The 20,417-nt window shown below is 65.7% G+C and carries 14 protein-coding genes; 7 read left to right on the top strand and 7 right to left on the bottom strand.

Annotated features, from left to right (window positions below; all coding sequences use genetic code 11):
• Positions 1 to 12: 12 nt before the first annotated feature.
• Entirely contained in the window at positions 13 to 2,292 is a 2,280-nt protein-coding gene (locus tag DTW89_RS08315; protein WP_114655599.1) for a heavy metal translocating P-type ATPase, read from the bottom strand.
• Positions 2,293 to 2,443: 151 nt separating this feature from the next.
• Between DTW89_RS08315 and DTW89_RS08320 the strand changes: the two genes are divergently transcribed.
• From DTW89_RS08320 to DTW89_RS08335, 4 genes are all read left to right on the top strand, one after another.
• Positions 2,444 to 2,641 (top strand): heavy-metal-associated domain-containing protein, encoded by a 198-nt coding sequence (locus tag DTW89_RS08320; protein ID WP_024813522.1) that lies wholly within the window; start codon positions 2,444 to 2,446, stop codon positions 2,639 to 2,641.
• Positions 2,638 to 3,105 (top strand): Cu(I)-responsive transcriptional regulator, encoded by a 468-nt coding sequence (gene cueR, locus DTW89_RS08325; RefSeq protein ID WP_114655600.1) that lies wholly within the window; start codon positions 2,638 to 2,640, stop codon positions 3,103 to 3,105. The genes DTW89_RS08320 and cueR overlap by 4 nt, the downstream gene beginning before the upstream one ends.
• Positions 3,106 to 3,164: 59 nt before the next feature.
• On the top strand, positions 3,165 to 4,352 hold the full coding sequence (locus DTW89_RS08330) for an acetyl-CoA C-acyltransferase family protein (RefSeq protein ID WP_114655601.1): 1,188 nt from the start codon (positions 3,165 to 3,167) through the stop codon (positions 4,350 to 4,352).
• Between the two features lie 80 nt (positions 4,353 to 4,432).
• Positions 4,433 to 5,611: an acyl-CoA dehydrogenase family protein gene (locus DTW89_RS08335; RefSeq protein WP_114655602.1), complete on the top strand. Its 1,179-nt coding sequence runs from the start codon at positions 4,433 to 4,435 to the stop codon at positions 5,609 to 5,611.
• Positions 5,612 to 5,632: 21 nt separating this feature from the next.
• Here DTW89_RS08335 and DTW89_RS08340 read toward each other — a convergent pair whose 3' ends face one another.
• Positions 5,633 to 6,697, bottom strand: coding sequence for a recombination-associated protein RdgC (locus tag DTW89_RS08340; protein ID WP_114655615.1), 1,065 nt, complete (start codon positions 6,695 to 6,697; stop codon positions 5,633 to 5,635).
• A gap of 311 nt (positions 6,698 to 7,008) precedes the next feature.
• On the opposite strand from DTW89_RS08340, the gene DTW89_RS08345 reads away from it, so the two are divergent.
• Positions 7,009 to 7,560: a Spy/CpxP family protein refolding chaperone gene (locus DTW89_RS08345; protein WP_114655603.1), complete on the top strand. Its 552-nt coding sequence runs from the start codon at positions 7,009 to 7,011 to the stop codon at positions 7,558 to 7,560.
• 393 nt (positions 7,561 to 7,953) lie between these two features.
• Positions 7,954 to 8,340 (top strand): YkvA family protein, encoded by a 387-nt coding sequence (locus DTW89_RS08350; protein WP_114655616.1) that lies wholly within the window; start codon positions 7,954 to 7,956, stop codon positions 8,338 to 8,340.
• 457 nt (positions 8,341 to 8,797) lie between these two features.
• On the opposite strand, the gene DTW89_RS08355 is transcribed toward DTW89_RS08350, so the two are convergent.
• From DTW89_RS08355 to DTW89_RS08365, 3 genes are all read right to left on the bottom strand, one after another.
• Positions 8,798 to 13,672: an EAL domain-containing protein gene (locus tag DTW89_RS08355; RefSeq protein WP_114655604.1), complete on the bottom strand. Its 4,875-nt coding sequence runs from the start codon at positions 13,670 to 13,672 to the stop codon at positions 8,798 to 8,800.
• 275 nt (positions 13,673 to 13,947) lie between these two features.
• The gene (locus DTW89_RS08360; protein ID WP_114655605.1) at positions 13,948 to 15,054 is read right to left on the bottom strand and encodes a 3-deoxy-7-phosphoheptulonate synthase; all 1,107 of its coding nucleotides are present in this window, start codon (positions 15,052 to 15,054) and stop codon (positions 13,948 to 13,950) included.
• Between the two features lie 58 nt (positions 15,055 to 15,112).
• Entirely contained in the window at positions 15,113 to 15,601 is a 489-nt protein-coding gene (locus tag DTW89_RS08365) for a C40 family peptidase (protein ID WP_114655606.1), read from the bottom strand.
• Positions 15,602 to 15,788: 187 nt separating this feature from the next.
• On the opposite strand from DTW89_RS08365, the gene DTW89_RS08370 reads away from it, so the two are divergent.
• Positions 15,789 to 17,648: a choice-of-anchor I family protein gene (locus DTW89_RS08370; protein WP_114655607.1), complete on the top strand. Its 1,860-nt coding sequence runs from the start codon at positions 15,789 to 15,791 to the stop codon at positions 17,646 to 17,648.
• A 288-nt stretch (positions 17,649 to 17,936) separates the two neighbouring features.
• On the opposite strand, the gene DTW89_RS08375 is transcribed toward DTW89_RS08370, so the two are convergent.
• Both DTW89_RS08375 and DTW89_RS08380 read right to left on the bottom strand, forming a co-directional pair.
• The gene (locus tag DTW89_RS08375) at positions 17,937 to 19,859 is read right to left on the bottom strand and encodes a putative bifunctional diguanylate cyclase/phosphodiesterase (protein WP_114655608.1); all 1,923 of its coding nucleotides are present in this window, start codon (positions 19,857 to 19,859) and stop codon (positions 17,937 to 17,939) included.
• Complete coding sequence (locus tag DTW89_RS08380; RefSeq protein ID WP_114655609.1) at positions 19,856 to 20,416, bottom strand: YfiR family protein; 561 nt, start codon at positions 20,414 to 20,416, stop codon at positions 19,856 to 19,858. Before DTW89_RS08380 ends, DTW89_RS08375 begins: the two co-directional genes overlap by 4 nt.
• Between the last annotated feature and the right edge of the window lies 1 nt (position 20,417).

Consider the following 20,417-nt stretch of genomic DNA (forward strand, 5'->3'; position numbering starts at 1 on the left):
CTGTCGCGGTGGTCACATGCGCCAGCGCTTGAGCAGCAGGGCGTTGGCCATCACGCTCACCGAACTCAGCGCCATGGCCGCCCCGGCCACCACCGGGTTCAGGTAGCCCAGCGCCGCCAGTGGAATGCCGGCCACGTTGTAGAAAAAGGCCCAGAACAGGTTTTGCCGGATTTTCGCTACGGTGCGCCGCGAGATGTCCAGCGCGGCTGCCACCAGCATCGGGTCGCCCCGCATCAGCGTGATGCCGGCCGCGTGCATGGCCACATCGGTGCCGTTGCCCATGGCCATGCCCACGTCGGCAGCGGCCAGGGCCGGGGCGTCGTTCACGCCGTCGCCCACCATGGCAACAATGTGGGCGCCATGCTGGGCCGCTGCGCTGGGGCGCTGCCCCCCCGGGTGGGCTTCTTCGCCATCGCCTTGCTGCAGCGCCACCACCTGGGCCGCCTTGTCGCCCGGCAATACCTCGGCGCGCACATCGGCGGCGTCCAGCCCCAGGCGCTGCGCCATGGCCAGGGCAGCGCCCCGGTTGTCCCCCGAAATCATCACGGTGCGAATGCCGCGCGCGCGCAGCGCCGCCAACGCCTCGCGCGCCCCGGGCTTGGGCTCGTCGCCAAAGGCCAAAATTGCACGCAGGGCCAACCCGTCGGTGGTGCGCTCGGCCAGGGCCGACACCGTGGCGCCATCGTTTTGCAGGCTTTTCGCCCGCGCCGCCAGCGCGCCCAGCCCAACGCCCAACTCGTCCATCCAGCGCAGGCTGCCCACCAGGTAGCTGCGGGCCTGCACCTCGCCCTCGGTGCCTCGCCCCGGCACGGCGCGCACGCTGTCGGGCGCCATGGGCTGCAGGCCGCGCTCCTGCGCAGCCACCACCACTGCACGGGCCAGCGGGTGCTCGCTGCCACTTTGCACACTGGCCACGGCCGCCAGCACGGCCGCCTCGTCCTGGCCGGGCACCACCTCAAAGGCAGTGAGCCGTGGGCGGCCCACGGTCAGGGTGCCGGTCTTGTCAAACGCCACCACATCCACCTTGTGGGCCAGCTCCAGCGCCTGCGCGTCCTTGATCAAAATGCCATTTTTTGCCGCCACCCCCGTGCCCGTCATGATGGCCGCCGGCGTGGCCAGCCCCAGTGCGCAGGGGCAGGCAATCACCAGCACGGCCACGGCACGGATCATGGCCAGCTCAAAGCCCGCACCCATCCACAGCCAGCCCAGCAGCGTGGCCAGCGCCACCAGCAGCACCACCGGCACAAAGACGGCCGACACCTGGTCAACCATGCGCTGCAAGGGCGCCTTGGCGGCCTGCGCGTCTTCCACCAGTCGGATGATGCGCGACAACACCGTCTCGGCGCCCACCGCCGTCACCTGCATCACCACCCGGCCATCGCCATTGATGGAGCCGCCGGTCAGGGGCGCACCCACCTCGCGCGTCACGGGCAAGGGCTCGCCGGTCAGCATGGACTCGTCCACCTGGGTGTGGCCCTCCAGAATGCTGCCGTCCACCGGAATGCGCTCGCCAGGGCGCACCACCAGCCGGTCGCCCGCCATCACCTCGGCCACCGGCACATCCACCTCGCCGTCACGCCCCAGCATGTGGGCCACATCGGGGCGCAGCGCGTGCAGTGCGCGGATGGCCGCCGTGGTCTGGCGCTTGGCGCGCGCCTCCAGCCACTTGCCCAGCAGCACCAGCGTCACCACCACCGCCGAGGCTTCGAAATACAGGTGCGGGGCATGCCCCTCGTGCGCCGTGAGCCACAGCCACATCGACAGCCCCCAGCCCGCCGAGGTGCCAATCGCCACCAGCAGATCCATGTTGCCCGACAGCGCCTTGAGCGCGTGCCAGCCCGCCTTGTAAAAACGCGCCCCCAGAATGAACTGCACCGGCGTGGCCAGCGCAAACTGCGCCCAGGCAGGCAGCATCCAGTGCGCGCCAAACAGATCGCCCAGCATGGGCAGCACCAACGGGGCCGACAGCAGCAGGCCCACGCCCACCGGCAAAAAACCGGCCCAGGGCGACAAGTCCTCGGGCGCATCGTCCTGCCCCGCCGCGCGCGGCTCGTAGCCCGCATTGCGCACGGCGCGGCGCAGCAGAGCGCCCATGGCCGGGCCTGCCGCATCGGGCGGCACCACATAGGCGATGCGTGCCGACTCGGTGGCCAGGTTCACGGTGGCCTCCTGCACGCCAGGCACCTTGCGCAGCGCGCGCTCGACGCGGCCCACGCAGCTGGCGCAGGTCATGCCGCCAATGCCCAGGTCCAGGGTGTCCAGCGGTTCGGGGGGGATGACAGGTGTGTTCATAAGGGGCTACCGTAATCCTTGCCATGATGGCAAGGTCAAGCCATGGCACGCATCAACCATGCACCTGCCAGTGCCTTTGTGGGCGCTTGACTATGCCACGATGTCAATGTTCATCATGTGCCTCTCGTCCACCATTTAACGGAGAAACCCCATGCAATACACCCTTCAAGTAGAGGGCATGACCTGCGGCCACTGCGAACGCGCCGTCACCCAGGCCGTGCAGCAGATCGACCCGGCCGCCACCGTGCGCATCGACCGCGCACAAAACCGCGTCGATATCGACAGTACCCAGCCCCGCGAGGCACTGGCCGCCGCCATTGCCGAAGAAGGCTACACGGTCGCCGCATGACCGCCCGCGCACCCCGAAACGATGGGCCCGTGCCCATCAGCGAGGCCGCCCGGCGCGCCGGGGTGTCGGCGCGCATGGTGCGCCACTACGAGGCCCTGGGTCTGCTCAACGGCGTGGCGCGCACCGACAGCGGCTACCGCCAGTACACCGGGGCCGACGTGCACGCCCTGCGCTTTATCGGCCGCGCGCGCACGCTGGGCTTTTCGATGGAAGAAATCCGCGAGCTGCTGGGCCTGTGGCAAGACAAGGGGCGCGCCAGCGCCAGCGTCAAGCGCATTGCCCAGGCGCACATCGACGATCTGGCCGAGCGCATCGCCGCCATGCAGGCCATGCAGCGCACCCTGCAGTCGCTGGTGCACTGCTGCCACGGCGACCAGCGGCCAGATTGCCCCATCCTGGATGACCTGGCTGCCGCCCAGGACAACGGCACAACAGCGCGCAAAATGCCTTTACTGATCCAGTAGGCTCCTCTTTCGGGCCCGCTGCACTACGATTTCACCCATTTTTCAACGGAGCCCTTTACATGACCCACCGCGACGTTTTCGTTGTCAGCACCGCCCGCACCGCCATCGGCACCTTTGGCGGCAGCCTCAAAGACGTGCCCAACACCCAGCTCGCAACCACCGCCGTGAAGGCAGCCATCGCCCGCTCGGGCCTGGCGCCCGACGCCGTGGGCCATGTGGTCATGGGCAACGTGATCCCCACCGACACCAAGGACGCGTACCTGAGCCGCGTGGCCGCCATCGACGCGGGCTGCCCGATCGAGACGCCCGCCTTCAACGTCAACCGCCTGTGCGGTTCGGGCCTGCAGGCCATCATTTCGGCCGCGCAGGCTATTGGCTATGGCGACTGCGACGTGGCCGTGGGCGGCGGTTCCGAGTCCATGAGCCGCGGCCCCTACTTCGATACCGCCGCGCGCTACGGCGCGCGCATGGGCGACGCCAAGAGCATCGACTACATGCTCGGCATCCTGCACGACCCCTGGCAAAAAATGCACATGGGCATCACCGCCGAGAACGTGGCCGAGCGCTACAAAATCTCCCGCGCCATGCAGGACGAACTGGCCCTGGCCAGTCAGCAGCGCGCCGCCGCCGCCATCGCCGCCGGCTACTTCAAGGACCAGATCGTCCCGGTTGAAATTGCCACGCGCAAGGGCACCGTGCTGTTCCAGGAAGACGAGCATGTGCGCGCCTCCACCACGCTCGACGTGCTGGCCGGCATGAAACCCGCATTCAAGAAAGACGGCGGCACGGTGACCGCCGGCAACGCCTCGGGCATCAACGACGGCGCCTCCGCCGTGGTGCTGGTGGCGGGCGACCGCATCAGCGCCCTGGGCGTGAAGCCCCTGGCCCGCCTGGTGGGCTACGCGCACGCGGGCGTGGACCCGGCCTACATGGGCATCGGCCCCGTGCCGGCCACGCAGAAGGTGCTGGCGCGCACGGGCCTGAAGGTGCAGGACATGGACGTGATCGAAGCCAACGAAGCCTTCGCCGCCCAGGCCTGCGCCGTGGTGCAGGAGCTGGGCCTGGACCCGACCAAGGTCAACCCGAACGGCTCTGGCATTTCGCTCGGCCACCCGGTGGGCGCCACCGGTGCCATCATCACCACCAAGGCGATCGCCGAACTGCACCGCACCGGCGGGCGCTACGCGCTGGTGACCATGTGCATTGGCGGCGGCCAGGGCATTGCGGCCATCTACGAGCGGGTGTGATCAATATTTGAGTGTTTTTGACCTCCAGCGCTTGTGTATCAAGCGCTGGTAGCTCTTATTTATATAGCAATATTACCGCCATGCTGCCCAATCATTTCATCAGCGCCGACGAGCAGGCCGAACTGCAGCTCTTCACCGAGTCGCTGGAGCGCTTCTGCGACGCCGAGATCGAGCCCCACTACCGCACCTGGGAAAAAGCCGGCCGCGTGCCGCGCGACCTGCTGCGCAAGATGGGCGAGAACGGCTACCTCTGCGCCGACGTGCCCGATGCCTACGGCGGCCCGGGCGCCAGCGTGCCCTTCTCGTTCGCCGTGGTCGAGGTGCTCTCGCGCCGGGGCTACGGCGGCTTTGTCGGTGGGCTGCAGGTGCACAACGACATCATCCCGCCCTACCTGCTGCACTGCGGCACCGAGGCGCAGCGCCAATACTGGCTGCCGCGCATGGCCAGCGGCGAGGCGATTGCCGCCATCGGCATGACCGAACCCGGGGCGGGCAGCGACCTCAAGGCCATCCGCACCACCGCGCGACGGGTAAGTGACAGCGACGGCGACCACTACGTCATCAACGGCAGCAAGATCTTCATCAGCAACGGCCAGAACTGCGACCTGCTGGTGCTCGCCGCCAAGACCGATCCGGCCCTGGGCGCCAAGGGCGTGAGCCTGTTCCTGGTCGATGCGGCCACGCCCGGCTTCACGCGCGGTCAGAACCTCGAAAAAATCGGCCAGCACGCGGGCGACACCTCCGAGCTGTTCTTCAACGACATGCGCGTACCGGCCGATGCGCTGCTCGGCGGCGTGGAAGGCCAGGGCTTTGTGCAGATGATGCGCGAGCTGCCGCGCGAGCGCCTCATCATCGGCGTGCAGGCGGTGCACGGCGCCAAGGGCGCCCTCGATGCCACGCTGAAATACGTGCAGGAGCGCCAGGCCTTCGGCCAAAACCTGGCCCAGTTCCAGAACACCCGCTTCACGCTGGCGCAGTGCGCAACCGACATCGCCGCCGCCGAAGCCTTCCTCAACGCCAGCGTGGCCGCCTACCAGCAAGGCCAGCTCACGCCCGAAGCGGTGAGCGCGCTCAAGCTGCACACCACTGAACTGTTCAGCCGCGTGGCCGACGCCTGCCTGCAATTGTTTGGCGGCTACGGCTACATGGCCGAGTACCCGATCTCGCGCTTCTGGACCGACGCGCGCGTGCTGCGCATTTATGGCGGCACGTCGGAGATCATGAAAGAGCTGGTGGCGCGCTCGCTGCTGGGGCGCTAACGGGCCCTGCGCCCCAGGCGATCAGAACGGCGCCGACTCGGGGTCGGTGTCCACCGGCGCGTCCCTGGGCCCGGTCACCATGCCACCGCCCGCACTTTTGCGTGCGGGTGCGGAGTGTGCGGTAGGCGCGGAGGATGGCGCCGTGACGGCTGCGGGCGCAGCGCCTGCGGCAACCGCCTGCGCTGCACTGGCCACGCCGCTCTCGGCCTCGCCGCCCAGCGCCTCGATCAGGTCGGGGATCAACTTCACCAGCTCGCCCGTGGCAATGGCCACGTCGGTGTCAAAGCCGCCATCGTCGGCCTTGGTGCCTTCGAACACGGTGTCCAGAAACGACACCTTCTTGATCTGCAGGCCTTCGGTCAGCATGAAGCTCACGCGGTCGTCCCAGGTCAGCGCCAGCTTGGTGGGCAGCTTGCCAGCGGCGATGTGGGCCTGCACTTCTTCGATGTCGAGCGGGTGGCGGGCGTAGCGCACCACGGCTTTTTCTTCGCTGGCGCTCTTTAGCTCGCACTCGCGGTCCACCGTGAAGCCCACGGGTGGCTCCTGTTCTTTGAGCCAGTGCGACATCGCGGCCTGCGGGCTGGTCTGGGTGTTGATCAGCGACACCGACAGGCCCGGCAGCGACTCAACCAGCAGCGTCACCACCTCATCGGCGCGGCCTTGGGATGAGGTGTCGAGCACCAGCAGGCGCGACGCGGTGTCGATCCACACCCACATCGAGCCCTGCTTGGTGAAGGCCATGGGCAGCAAATCCAGCTTGGCCTCGTCCTTGAGTTCCTTGCTTTCCTTCTTGCCGGGCTTGCGGCCGGTTTCCTGCTCGATGCGCTCGGCTTTTTCCTTCACGCGGCGGGCCAGCACGCTGCCCGGCAGCACTTTGGACTCGACCATGAAGCGCAATATCCACTGCCCGCCCACCGACTCGGCCAGCGGGCCATGCGCATCACCGCGCGGCGGCACCCAGCCGAGCGACTTTTCCTGCGTGGCACCACATTCCATGAAGGGCGCCTTGGCCAGGGCCTCTTCCACCTGCGTCAATTCCACCTGCCATTGCGGCGCAATGCGGTACACGATCATGTTCTTGAACACGGACAACCTTTGTTTCTTCTGGCCATTTGCAGCCATTGCGGAGTACAGGCGACATTGTCGGGGGTCGGCTGGCCCGCCTGCGGGCACAACGGCTGGCTACACTATATTTTTAATAGCTATCAGCGCTTTACCATCAAGCGCTTGAGGCTATTTTCATGGTGAATACATGAAGGCCGCGCGCGGGACTTCTTGTTGCAACTTTACACAGCCACACCATTACCACACGGGCGGGTTACACGGGCCGCGCACACTGGCTCTCAACCGCTGAAACGGTCGTTCCAGCGGACCAACCCTTGAAAAGGACCCACACCATGTCTTTCTTCCAAAGCCGTATTGCCGCCGCCGCCATGATGGCCGCCCTCGCCCTGCCCGTGCTGGCCCAGCCAGCTCCCTCTGCACTCTCGGCGCCACCCGCCGCAACGGCCTCGGCCGAGCAAGCCCGCACGCCAGGCGACCGGCAAGAGCGCCGCCAGGCCTACATGGCCAAACGCGCCGAGGCCTTCAAGGCACAACTCCAGCTGACACCCGCACAAGAACCGGCCTGGGCCGCCTTCACCGCCGCCATGCAGCCAGGCGAGCGCTCTGCCCGCCTGGGCCGCGCCGACATGGAGAAGCTCACCACCCCGGAGCGCATCGACCGCATGCGCGCCATGCGCGCCCAGCAGGCCGCTGAAGCAGACCGCCGGGGCGAAGCCACCAAGACCTTCTACGCCGCCCTCACGCCAGAGCAGCAAAAGACCTTCGACTCCCGGGGTCAGAACATGCGCGGCAAGGGCGGGCATCGCAGCGACTGGGGCCATGACAACGGCCGCCACGGCGGTATGCGCGGCTGCGACATGCCCATGGGAGGCCCCGGCCGCTAAAAACCTGTTCAAAAGCCTCCAGCAGTTGTCCACACGGACAGCGCTCCCCCGAGCCCGGTGCCCACCAAAGCACCGGGCTTTTTTCATTGTGGACAAGCCTGGGGATAGTTTTGGCACAACCGGGCGGTTATCCACAGACTCACCGCAAAACCCAAAGTTGTTATCTGCCAGCATCCAAGTTCAGGGGGCCCTGCGCACATACTTTCAGGCAACGCAACTGCGCGCCAGCATTCACAAAAATGACCTTGTCCACAAAAAAAGGCGCCCTCTACTACTACTGCTATTTATATATAGAACCATAGAAGAACAACCGAAACCTCCTTCGCGCCGCAGCCAACGCCTTGAATGGCACAAAAAATGGGGGCGCGGCCAGCCCACCCACCGGAAAAGCCTGTGCAACTGGCAAGTCGTCTGAAAACCTGGGCACAGAGCGTCAAGCGCGACGACATCACGCTGTGGTTTGCCGCACGGCACCCGCAGGCACCCTGGTATGCCAAGGCGCTGGGCGTGTTGGTGGTGGCTTATGCCTTGAGCCCCATCGACCTGATCCCAGACTTCATCCCCGTGCTGGGTTGTGTGGACGACCTGCTCTTGCTTCCAGGGCTGATCTGGCTGGCAATCGGGCTGATTTCGGCGCCGGTGCTGCAGCAATGCCGCGACCAGGCCGACCTGTGGATAAAAACCAGCGGCGGCAAACCCACCAGCCGCATCGGCGCGGTGCTGGTGGTGGCCGTCTGGATGGGCGCCGGCCTGGCGTTGTGGCACTGGCTCGCAGCCTGAAAGCCATCAAGATCTGATAGATGCTATTAACTTAATAGCTTATTGCGCTTATTTTCATTGGGCTAGAGGCCGATTTGACCCATATTTTCCCGTCCACCACTGCCCGTGCACAACACTGGGGATAGTTTTGGCACAACCGGGCGGTTATCCACAGAGAACCGGCGATGCACCGTTTTATCCCCGTCGGGCAGACAGCGGCAGCCGGGCCGGGTCCACAGGGTTGGGTGTGGCGCAAGTGGCTGTCAGGCCTGGGCAAAAGACACTTGTCCACAGAAACAGGCGCCTTCTACTACTACGACTATGTATTTATAGAAACCTTTAATTAATAACAACAAAACCACCCGGTGCCGTTTTGGACCCCCTTCACGGACTGCGCCACGGCCTGAACGGGAAAAAGGGCAAAAAAAACCGCAGGCCAGGCTGCGGTGGGTGGAAAAACCGGCGGGCTGAACCTGCCTCAATGCATGGCGGGGTGCAGGAAGGCCTCCAGAAGGTCCGGGGGCAAGGGGCGGCTGAACAGGTAGCCCTGGTAGAGGCGGCAGCCCGCGCGGGCCAGCAGATCGCGTTGTGCGGGAGTTTCCACACCTTCGGCGATGACTTCCAGCCCCAGGCTGCGCGACAGGGCAATGATGGTGTCCACAATGGCCGCATCGTTGGGGTCGGTGAGCAGGTCGCGCACAAAGCTCTGGTCGATCTTGAGCTGGTCCAGTGGCATGCGCTTGAGGTAGCTCAGGCTCGAGTACCCGGTGCCAAAGTCATCCAGCGCAAAACCCACCCCATAGCCGCCCAGGGCCGTCATGGTGGCAATGGTGGTCTCCATGTCTTCGACCAGCAGGCTTTCGGTCAGCTCCAGCTTCAGCAGGCCCGATGGAGCGCCCGTGATGGCCAGCACCCGGGCCACGTCGTCCACAAAGGTGGCATGGCGGAACTGGCTGGAGCTCACGTTGACCGCCATGGTCAGCTCGCGCAGTTCCGGGTCGTCCTGCCAGCCCGCCAGCACCTTGCAGGCGTTGTGCAGCACCCAGCGGCCCAGTGCAAGGATGAGGCCGGTTTCTTCGGCCAACGGAATGAAATCTGCCGGCGACACCATGCCCCGCTGCGGGTGGGCCCAGCGCACCAGCGCCTCCACCCCCACGCATTCGCCGGCAAGGTTGACCTGGGGCTGAAAGTGCAGCAAGAACTCGTCTTTTGCCAGGGCCGCACGCAAGTCTTCCTCGAGCGCCGCGCGGGCCGTCACCACGGCCTGCATTTCGGGGTTGAAAAAGCGCAGGGTGTTGCGCCCGGCCTTTTTGGCCTGGTACATGGCCAGGTCGGCCTGTTTGAGCAATTCGCCCACGCTGGCCTGGTCGCCATCAAAGGGCGCGATGCCGATGCTGGGCGTGCTGCGGTACTGGTAGCCCTTGAGCGCATAAGGCATTGCCAGCGTGGTCAGGATTTTTTCGCCCACGCCGTGGGCTTCCCGGGCCAGGTCGTCGGGATGCTGGCTGAGCTCTTCCAGCATCACCACGAACTCGTCGCCCCCCAGGCGGGCCACGGTGTCCACGTTGCGCACGCATTTGTTCAGGCGCTCGGCCACAAGCTGCAGCAGCAGATCGCCCTGGTCGTGGCCCAGGGTGTCGTTCAGGGTCTTGAAGTTATCGAGGTCGATGAACAACAGCGCACCGCCCTGCTGGCGCCGCTGGGCGCTGGCCAGCGCCTGGGCCATGCGGTCCATCAGCAGCATGCGGTTGGGCAGACCGGTGAGCGCGTCGTAAAACGCCAGGCGCTGGATCTCGCGCTCGGTGGCCTTGCGCTCGCGGATGTCGGTGTTGATGGCCAGCACCGAATGGTTCTGACCCAGATCGTCTTTCACCAGCGTCCAGCGCCCTTCCACATGGATGGCGCTGCCGTCGCGGTGCCGCTGCACGATTTCGCCGGTCCACTCGCCATGCTCCAGGGTGGCCTGGGTGGCGCGGCGAAACTGCGTGGGGTCGTCGTACAGCAGGGTTTCGATGGACTGGCCCAGCACCTGCAGCTGCGTCCAGCCATAAAGCCGCTCGGAACTCTTGTTCCAGTAGATGATGCGGTTTTCGAGGTCGCGCACGATGATGGCGTCCTGGGCTTTGTCGAGCAGCGATGCCTGGTGGCGAATGCGCATGTCGGATGTCTGCCGGTCGATCTCGGCCGAGGCGCGGCTGGCAAAAATGCGCAGTGTCGAGGTAACGAAATCGTGGTTGGTCAGCGGCTGGCGGAACAGCACGAAGATCATGCCCACCACCTCGCCGTCGCCGTTGCACAGCTGCTGCCCGGCATAAGCTTGCGCTGCCAGCTTGCGCAGGATGGGAGCCTCGGGGTACAGCTGCGCCACGTTTTCCGTCACCACCACCTGGGGCTGGTTCAGCAGCAGGAGGCTGGGCGTGCCAGCCAGCGTGTAATCGCTGTTGGGCAGTGTCTGGCCATCAAATACGGCTGCCAGAGTGGTGGCGCGTGGTGCCTGCCCCTGCTGGGCTGGCAGCAGGCGGCCCACGCAGCCGACCTGTGCGCCCAGCGCCTCGGCCATGTTGCTGGCCAGTTGCACAAAGAACTCGGTGCCCGTGCTGGCCGACACGGCAGCGGCCATCTTGAGCACCGAGGCCTGCAGGCGTTGCTGCTCATGGCGGGCCCGCAGGCTCATGATGCCGAAGGCCAGGTCGTTGGCCAGTTGCTGCAGCAAGGTGATTTCGTCGCCGCTGATGTGCAAAATTTCTGGCGCATACAGGTACAGCAGGCCAAAGGTTTGCTCGCGTTCGCGCAGGGGCAGGCAGATCACGGCATGAAACCCGTGCCCCAGCATGCGCTCGGTCCAGTCGGCAAAGCTGTCGTCGGTGCGGATGTCCTGCACGATCACGGGCTGCCCGCTGCGCACGGCCACCCCGGCCGGGCCCCGCCCAAAGGCGCTGCTTTCGGACCAGCTCAGTTGCAGCTGTTCGATATACCCGTGGTTGTAGCCCGCATGGGCCACCGGTTCGATGGTCTGGGCTTCGTCATTGAGCGCAAAGCCCACCCAGCCCATACGGTAGCCACCAATGTCCACGGCAATCTGGCAGATTTCCTGCAGCAGCGTGGTCTCGGAGGTGGCGCGCACCAGGGCCTCGTTGCAGGCGCTGAGCAGGCGCTGTGCCCGGCCCATGCGGCGCAGGTCGTCTTCGGTGCGCAGGCGCTCGGTGATGTCGATGGCCAGCACCTGGCGGGCCGGCGCCCCATTGAAGCTGATGTTGCCCGCCGAAATATCCATGTGCATTGGCACACCGTTTTTGTGCAGATGGCGGCGCACCATGGAGGTGTCGCGTGGCTGCAAAAAAACGTCCTTCAGCCGTTCTCTGAGGCCGGGGCGATCCTCTGGCATACACAGGTCTGTCAGCTCCATCTGCAGCAGCTCGGCCTCGGTGTAGCCATAGTGCGCCACCATGGCCTGGTTCACCGCCAGCAGGCGCAGGCTGTCTTTGGCATACACCCACATGGGATGCGGATGCTCGTCGAACAGCATGCGGTATTGCAGCTCGGAGGCGTGCAGCTTGCTGGCCACCTGGTGCAGTTGCACCATGGTGCCCAGGGATTCGGTCAGGATTTCCAGGTGGGCCACGCTGCGGGCCGAAAAGGCGTGGGGCTGGTCGGAGGTGACCAGCAGCGATCCCACCACGGTATCGCCCGCCCGCAAGGGCACCGCCGCCACCGAGCGCAGGCCGCGCGAGTGGGGAAGGTGCGACAAGTCCCAGCCTTCGGCTTCGATGTCATGGCAAACGATGGTGCGGGCCTGGCTGAGCGTGTGCCACAGCAGGCTCATGTGCACCGGCAACGGGTGGCCCAGGGGGCGCACCATGACCCCGGCAGACGCATAGACCACCAGGTGCTGGCCTTCGAGCAGGTCCACCTGTGCACCGCGCGCGCCGGTCTGGTCCAGCACCGTGCGGGCCACCATGGCCAGCACTTCGGGCAGCGGCAGGTCGATGGATGACATGCGCTGCTGCAGCTGCAGCAGCTGGGTGTGGTTCTGTGCATCGCGTTGCGCTTCGATCTCGGCCAGCCTTTGCGCGCTGATGTCGGCCATGCCGCCCACCATGCGCACCGCACGGCCCTCGCCGTCGCGGATCAGGAAGCCGCGGTCCAGCACCCAGGCATAGCTGTCATCGTGGCGGCGAAAGCGGTATTTGGCCGACCAGTGGCTGGCGCTGCCCCTCACGGCCGCATGGATGCTTTGCAGCACCTCGGCGCTGTCTTCGGGGTGCAGGCGCAGGGTCCACGAGCGGCTGTCGGGCAGCACCTCGTGGGGTGGAATGCCGAACAGGTGCTGCATGCCTTCGTTCCACCACATGGCGTCGGTGGCGAGGTTCCAGTCCCAGATGGCATCGGCCGTGGCGCGCGCCACCAGATGAAAGCGCTCTTCACTCAGGCGCAGCGCCTGGTCAGCCTGGTGCTGCGCGGTGATGTCCTGGAACGCGCCCTGCACGCGTACCACGCGGCCCTGCGCATCGCGCACGGCCAGGCCTGCCGTGCGAACCCAGAAATGCCGCTCACCCGCCAGCAGCGCCTCGGACTGCAGGTCAAAGGGCATGCCATCGCGAATGCACTCCTCCAGGGCCTGTTCAAGGGCCGGGCGGTAGGGTGGGGTGTGCAGCGCCAGGATTTGCGCCACCGGGCCCGTTCGCCCGGCCAGACCGAAAGTGTCAACAATTTCTTGCGACCAGTTCAGCTGCCGCGCTGGCAATTCCAGTGACCACCCGCCAATGCGGGCAATGCTGCCGGCCACGCGCAGGGTTTCGCTCTGGTCCACCAGCTCGGCGTGCATCTGGTCGCGTTCCTGCACCAGCTGGGACAACAGCCGTTGCTGGCGGCGCAGCTCCAGCAACACCATCACCTGGCCGGCCAGGATCTTCAGGCCCTCCAGCTGTTCATCGGTCAGCGCGCGGGGCACGGTGTCCAGCACTGCCAGCGTGCCCAGTGCGGCACCTTCGGGGGTAATCAGCGGCACGCAGGCATACAGCCGGACATGGGGCTCGCCCACCACCAGCGGGTTGTCGGCAAACAGCGGGTGCTGGCGGGCATCTGCCACCACCATCGGGGTGCGGGTGCCGCTCAGCGCGTGCGTGCAAAACGAAATGGCCCGATCGGTCTGCTGAAACGGCACACCCACTGCCGCCTTGAACCACTGGCGTTCGCTGTCCAGAAAATTGACCACCGCCATTGGCGTGCTGCACAGGCGCGCGGCCAGGGTGGCCAGCTGGTCATACGCTTCTTCGGCCGGTGTGTCCAAAATGGCGTAAGACTGCAACGCTTGCAGGCGCTCGGTTTCCTGGGGGGCGTGCACAGGTGCCATGGGCTCTAGCGCCCTGTGCCGCAAGGGCGGCAGGGTGTGGCGGGCATGAAGAGCGGCTTTTCCTGCATGGAGTGACCGTAACGCTAAGAACGGGAAAGTGGTTGAATGCTGAAAAAGCCAGGGCGGCGCCAGAGGCAGGCTTTACCCACCGGCGCCATGCCGGCGTGGGGGCTGCAAAAGGTGCGCCTGTGCAACGGAGTGTTAATGCTACACCGCATGACTGTCATCAAGCGTCTCCAAGGGACCACAGTGCAATCACAGCGCGTGGGCGCCGACTAAGCGGCCAGTTTCTGGCGCCGGGCCCGCACGGCAGCGGCCAGGCCTTCCAGCACCGGCAGCGTCTGCGCCAGGCTGATGCAGGCGTCCGTCACCGAAACCCCGTGCTGCAGCGGCTGGCCGGGCACGATGTCCTGGCGGCCCTCTTGCAGGTGACTTTCGATCATCAGGCCGGTGATGCGTGCGTCGCCCGCGGCAATTTGCTCGGCCACCTCGGCGGCCACCGTGATCTGGCGCTGGTGCTGTTTGCTGCTGTTGGCGTGGCTCACGTCAATCATCACCTGCGGGCGCAGCCCGGCGGCCTGCAGCATGGCGCAGGCGGCGTCCACATCGGCCTTTTGATAGTTGGGCTGCTTGCCGCCGCGCAAAATAACGTGGCAGTCGTGGTTGCCGCGCGTCTCAAAAATGGCGGCCTGGCCCATCTTGGTCATGCCCATGAAAGCGTGCGATGCCTGCGCCGCCTGGATGGCGTCGCTGGCCACCTTCACGCCGCCATCGGTGCCGTTCTTGAAACCCACGGGGCACGACAGGCCGCTGGCGAGCTGGCGGTGGCTCTGGCTCTCGGTGGTGCGCGCACCAATGGCGCCCCAGCTCACCAGGTCGCTGATGAACTGCGGCGACAGCAGGTCGAGGAACTCGGTGCCCACCGGCAGGCCCACGGCCAGCACATCCAGCAGCAGTTGGCGCGCCAGCTCCAGCCCTTCGTTGATGGCAAAGCTGCCATCCAGGCGCGGGTCGTTGATGTAGCCCTTCCAGCCCACGGTGGTGCGCGGCTTTTCAAAATAGACGCGCATCACCACGATCAAATCGTTGCCCAGCGCATCGGCCTGGGCCTTGAGCGCATGCGCGTATTCCATGGCCTGGCCGTGGTCATGGATGGAGCAGGGCCCCACCACCACGATCAGCCGGTCGTCCTGCCCGTGCAGCACGCGCGAGAGGGCGGCGCGGCTGGTCTCCACCAGGGTTTGCGCAGCGTCGGGCGCAGGCAGCCACTCTTGCAGCAGGGCGGGGGTGATGAGCGGGCGCACGGCCTTGATGCGCGTGTCGTCGATGCGCGTGGTGTCGTGCGTGGAAACGGGGGTGGCAGAGTGGTGTGCGTGGGTCATGGTGGCCCCGATTGTCGCGCCGCACCCTCACAGCACCCTGACGGCGCTGCCCAGCGCGTCAAAGTCTGCGAAACGACGCGTTTTGCCGCGACCAGTAACGCGACTGCAGATGGTCCATGCGCACCTCGCCGCCCGCAGAGGGCGCATGCACAAAACGGCCCGCGCCCACGTAGATGCCCGCATGGGTGGGCGTGCGCCCCTTGCCAAACACCACCAGGTCGCCGGTGCGCAACTCGCCATTGGCAACCGGCTGGCCCCAGCCACTGAGCTGCGCCACGGTGCGCGGTGGCGCTGTGCCCACCCGGTGGCGGTAGACATAGCCGATGAGACCGCTGCAGTCAAAGCCCGAATCCGGCGTGTTGCCGCCATAGCGGTAAGGCGTGCCCACCAGTCCCAGCGCGTGGATGGCGATGTCATGCGCCTGTTCGTCCGACAGTTGCGCTGCAGTGCCGCGCAATGGCGCTGAATGTGACGACGGCGGTGGTGTGCTGCAGCCGCCCATCAGCAAGGCGGTGGTGAGGGCGAGGCTAAGGGCGGGTGCGCGCATGGGTCCCGAGCGTAGCGGATGGGGCGCGGGCTCGCAACCGCGGGTGTTCAGACCTCTGCATGGCGCTTGGCGCCGAGGGGCCTCTGTGTGTGCTTGCTTTTCCCCTGGATGGGCGAAGAGCGTCACGGGTTTGTCACCATAGTTGCATACAACCGCAGGTTTTGTTGCCATTTGAAACACCCACCCCATGCAGCACTCCACTTTGGCCTTCTTGCGCACGCCCAGCCGTCTTTTCATTACCACGCTGCTCGCCAGTGCAGCGCTGGTTGCCTGCGGGGGCAGCGATGACGAGCCCCGCACCCCCGTGAGCCTGAAGCTGGAGAAAATCGGCAGCTTTGAGACCGGTATTTTTGGCAAGAGCGCGGCAGAGATTCCGGCGTTTGACGCCGCCTCTAGGCGTGCCTTCGTGGTCAATGCGCAAGCCGGAGCGGTGGATGTGCTGGACCTGAGCAACCCCACGCAACCCAAGCGCCTGGGGCAAATCAGCTCGGCGCAAGTTCTGCCGGGCTCCAGCATCAACAGCATTGCCGTGCACGGCGGTCTGGTGGCAGTGGCCATTCAGGCAGCCGTCAAAACCGACCCGGGCCGCATGGCGCTGTACCGTGCCAGCGACCTGCAACTCGTCAGCCAGGTGACCGTGGGCGCGCTGCCCGACATGGTGACCTTCACCCCCGATGGCCGCACCGTGCTGGTTGCCAACGAGGGCGAGCCCAGCGACGACTACCAGATCGACCCCGAAGGCTCGGTCAGCATCATCGATGTGGGCACGCCCCAGACCCCCGTAGTCAAGACCGCCAGCTTTGCCGCGTTCAATGGCCAAGAGGCCACACTGCGCGCCAAGGGTGTGCGTATTTACGGCCCCGGTGCCACTGCCGCCAAGGACATCGAGCCCGAATACATTGCCGTGGCGGCCGACGGCAAGACCGCCTGGGTCACGCTGCAAGAGAACAATGCCTTGGCCCGCATCGACATCGCCAGTGCCACGGTGAAAGACATCGTGCCGCTGGGGTACAAAGACCACGGGCTGGCCGCCAACGCACTCGACGCGTCCGACACCGACCTGGCCGCCAACCTGCGCGCCTGGCCGGGCGTGCGCGGCCTGTATTTGCCCGACAGCGTGGCCAGCTACCAGGCCGGGGGAAAGACCTACCTGGTCACCGCCAACGAAGGCGATGCACGCGCCTGGGGTGAAGGCAACAGTGCCTATTGGGCGGGCGATGCCAGCAAGGGTTTTGTGGAAGAGTTCCGCGTCAAGCACCTGATCAACAGCAAAGGCTGGTCGGGCCGCGCGGGCGATGACCTTGCGCCCCAGCTCAAGGCGCTGGCCGCCGGTGGTCTGCTCAACCCTGCGGTGTTCGGCTACTGCGGCGCGGTGGCGGGCAACCCCGGCAAATGCCGCGACGACGACCAGCTGGGCCGCCTGAACGTGTCCTGGACCCAGGGCTACCGCACCGATGCCAGCGGCGCGCCGCTGAAGTTCAATGCCGCCGGTGTGCAGGACGCGGCGGGCGACCGCCTGATGTACGACGCGCTCTATGCCTACGGCGGGCGCTCGTTTTCCATCTGGGGCGACGACGGCAAGCTGGTCTGGGATTCGGGCGCTGAAATTGAAAAATTCATCGCCAGCGACGCCTGCCAGGCCGGTGCTCAGCGCAACATCCCCTGCAAAAACTTCTTCAACTCCAACCACGAAGAAGGCGGCACGCTGGACAACCGCAGCGACAACAAGGGCCCCGAGCCCGAAGGCGTTGCCGTGGGCCGTATTGGTGCCAAAACCTTTGCCTTCATTGGGCTGGAACGCATGGGCGGCGTGCTGGTGTATGACATCACCTCTCCCACCGCCCCCGTGCGCGTGGACTACCTGAACACCCGCAACGACTGGACCACCAAGAGCCCCGCTGCAGCTTTGGCCCAGGTGGGCGACCTGGGCCCCGAGGGCCTGGTCTTCATCCCCGCCAGCGACTCCCCCAATGGCAAACCGCTGTTGCTGGTGGGCTATGAAGTCAGCGGCAGCACATCGGTGATCCAGCTCAACCTGGCGTATTGAGCCCGCATTCATCCCGGTTCCGTGGTGCAGCAGCGCCACGGGCTGGGGGTGCCAAGTTTGAAGCAAAAATATCTGATCAGGTACCTGCCTCAGACAGACCGTTCGCCCTGAACCAGCCGAAGGGCTGTTCGCAAGGGGCGCCCTGGCTTCGACGGGCTCAGCCCGAACGGGTGGGGTGAGACACATCTGAGACAAGTCGAAAATCAGAAAAAATAGCCTCTAGCCCTTTATATATAAGCGCTAATAGCTATTAAAATAATAGCAAATCATACCCCTGGGCCGGAGCATTCAGGCCGCCAGGGGGCTTGCGCGCGGACCCGCCTGAAATGCCAGAAACTGCTGTGCCGGCATGGGCCGTGCAAACACATAGCCTTGCAAAATGTCGCAGCCCTGCCCGATGAGGTGGTCTGCCTGCTCGCGTGTCTCCACGCCTTCGGCCGTGACCTGCAGCCCCAAGCCATGCGCCAGCGCCACGATGGCAGTGACGATGGTGCGGCTGTTCTCTTGCTGGGGCAGGTCTTTGACAAAGCTGCGGTCAATCTTGAGCCGCTGCATTGGCAACTGCCGCAGGTACGCCAGTGACGAGTAGCCGGTGCCGAAATCGTCAATGGCCAGGTGGATGCCCAGCTGGCTCAGGCGGTGCAGCGTGTGCGCCCCGGCTTCCATGTTTTCCATGAGCACGGTTTCGGTCAGCTCGATTTCGAGCCGGTGGGCGGGCAGCCCCTCCTCGCGCAGGATGTCCATCACCCGCTGCAGAAACTGCGGGTCGCCCAGTTGCCGGGCCGATATGTTGACGGCCACGCGCAGCGACTTGCCTGCGCCCCAGCTGGCTGCATCGCGGCATGCGGCGCGCATCGTCCAATAGCCCAGCGCAACGATCAGGCCGCAGTCTTCTGCCACCGAAATCGCCTCCATCGGGGACACGTTGCCCAGCTCGGCATGGGTCCAGCGCAGCAAGGCTTCTGCGCCCACCAAAGACGCATCGGCGGCCGAAATCAGGGGCTGGTAGTGCATCGACAGCCCGTCGCCATGCTCCAGCTCGGCGCGCAGCGCTTGTTCGATGGCGTGGCGCCGCGCCGCGGCCTGGTTCATGGATGCCTCAAACCGCACGTAGCGGTTCTTGCCCATTTCTTTGGCGCGGTACATGGCGGTGTCGGCATTGCTGATGAGGCCGTCGATGTCAGGTGCGTCGTCGGGAAAGGTGGCCACACCCGCGCTGCAGGTCACATTCATTTCTTGCCCCCCTTCTGTGTAGGGGGCCTGAAAGACGTTGATGATCCGCTGGCCGTATTTCTGCAGTGCGGCGTCGTCCATGTCGAGTCGCAGGATCAGTGCGAACTCGTCGCCACCCAGGCGTGCAATGGCATCGGTGCCGCGCACCACCGACTGCAGGCGGCGGGCCACCTGGCGCAGCAGGCCGTCGCCTGCGGCGTGGCCGAAGGTGTCGTTGTGGGTCTTGAAATTGTCCAGATCGATATAGACCAGCGCCACCCTGCCGTGCAGCTGGACCGCGCGCCGCATTTCAACAGCAAGCCGCTCGTTGAAGGCGTGCCGGTTGTCGACGCCCGTGACGGCATCGGTGTGGGCCAGGGCCTGCAGGCGGTTTTCGGCATCGCGCACTGCGGTACGGCTTCGCAGCACCATCGCGGTGGCCATGCCCATCACGCCAGCGGCAATCAGCAGGGCACTGAGAAAGCGGATGGCCAGGTTCTGGTAGACCGCGCTCATCGACTTGCGGATGTAAAGCGTGCCGCCCACCGCCGAGGGCGCCACGATGGGCAGGGCGATCTCCAGGGTGCGCAGCCCGGCGCGCTCGGAGGCGTCGCCCATGCCCAGCTCGAAAACAGTGGTCGGAAACCCCGGATCACGCTCGCGCACATAGTGCGCCAGCAGCACGCCATCCGAGTCGTACACACCGGCGCCGATCACCATGGGGGACAACCTCAGGGCGCCAAGCATTTCCTTGGCGACTTCGGTGTCGCGGAACACCACCGCCGCAGAGACGTTGTCCGCCACGATGGCCGCTTCCACCCGGCTGTCCTGCAGCATGGTCGTGCGGGTGCTCCAGTAGTTCACGGCGGTGAGGGCCAGCACCAATGTCAGCAGTGCCAGCCCGGCGGTCAGCAAGCTGGTGTAAGCCAGCCGCGAAGACAGCGTGGTGGGCGACCTTTCCTGTGCCTGCTGCGGCAACTTGTGGGCCTGGGTTTTCATTTGCCCGCCTTGGCCAGTCGCAGCAGCCTGGAGCTCACGGTGAGGCCGGCCCGGGACGCTGCGTTGGCGCTGATGCCGAAGACGATTCGTCCGTCCTGGTGGCTCAGCGTCACCAAGATCTCGGGGTTGGCGAAGGTGACTTCATCGGCGATGGTCAGGATGCCGTGTCCGGAGGGCAGGGCTTGCAGCGCACGCAGCACGGAATCCACGTCGGCATTGCTGAAAACAACCACCCGGCATTTGTGCACTGCGCCGATGTCCAGCAGCCTCACCCGCACGGGCTGGCCCTTGCGTGCGGGTTTGCCTTCCAGGGCGCTCAGCGGTCTTTTCAGGGGGCTGAAGGGCGAAACACAAATGCTCCAGTCGCGGCTGGCAACGGCTTCGTTCTCGGGCCATTCGATGAACTGGATGAAGTTAAAGACATAGGCCGCCTTCAGATCGAGCTCTTCAACCAATGCATCGGCGCGGGCCCCCGTGCCGCAGCTCAACGCCCACAGCCCGATCAGGAGCGTGTTGCGCAGGCGCATGGCTATTGGTGTCGGCTTGGGTGTCGGCATG

It is taken from the genome of Acidovorax sp. BoFeN1, assembly GCF_003345135.1.
Lineage (GTDB): Bacteria > Pseudomonadota > Gammaproteobacteria > Burkholderiales > Burkholderiaceae_C > Acidovorax > Acidovorax defluvii.

What these genes read in the sequence shown, in the direction of transcription:
- DTW89_RS08375 (WP_114655608.1), bottom strand. Translation starts at nt 19,859, where the DNA reads ATGAAAACCCAGGCCCACAAGTTGCCGCAGCAGGCACAGGAAAGGTCG.
- DTW89_RS08370 (WP_114655607.1), top strand. Translation starts at nt 15,789, where the DNA reads ATGCAGCACTCCACTTTGGCCTTCTTGCGCACGCCCAGCCGTCTTTTC.
- DTW89_RS08315 (WP_114655599.1), bottom strand. Translation starts at nt 2,292, where the DNA reads ATGAACACACCTGTCATCCCCCCCGAACCGCTGGACACCCTGGACCTG.
- DTW89_RS08330 (WP_114655601.1), top strand. Translation starts at nt 3,165, where the DNA reads ATGACCCACCGCGACGTTTTCGTTGTCAGCACCGCCCGCACCGCCATC.
- cueR (WP_114655600.1), top strand. Translation starts at nt 2,638, where the DNA reads ATGACCGCCCGCGCACCCCGAAACGATGGGCCCGTGCCCATCAGCGAG.
- DTW89_RS08360 (WP_114655605.1), bottom strand. Translation starts at nt 15,054, where the DNA reads ATGACCCACGCACACCACTCTGCCACCCCCGTTTCCACGCACGACACC.
- DTW89_RS08355 (WP_114655604.1), bottom strand. Translation starts at nt 13,672, where the DNA reads ATGGCACCTGTGCACGCCCCCCAGGAAACCGAGCGCCTGCAAGCGTTG.
- DTW89_RS08335 (WP_114655602.1), top strand. Translation starts at nt 4,433, where the DNA reads ATGCTGCCCAATCATTTCATCAGCGCCGACGAGCAGGCCGAACTGCAG.
- DTW89_RS08345 (WP_114655603.1), top strand. Translation starts at nt 7,009, where the DNA reads ATGTCTTTCTTCCAAAGCCGTATTGCCGCCGCCGCCATGATGGCCGCC.
- DTW89_RS08320 (WP_024813522.1), top strand. Translation starts at nt 2,444, where the DNA reads ATGCAATACACCCTTCAAGTAGAGGGCATGACCTGCGGCCACTGCGAA.
- DTW89_RS08380 (WP_114655609.1), bottom strand. Translation starts at nt 20,416, where the DNA reads ATGCCGACACCCAAGCCGACACCAATAGCCATGCGCCTGCGCAACACG.
- DTW89_RS08365 (WP_114655606.1), bottom strand. Translation starts at nt 15,601, where the DNA reads ATGCGCGCACCCGCCCTTAGCCTCGCCCTCACCACCGCCTTGCTGATG.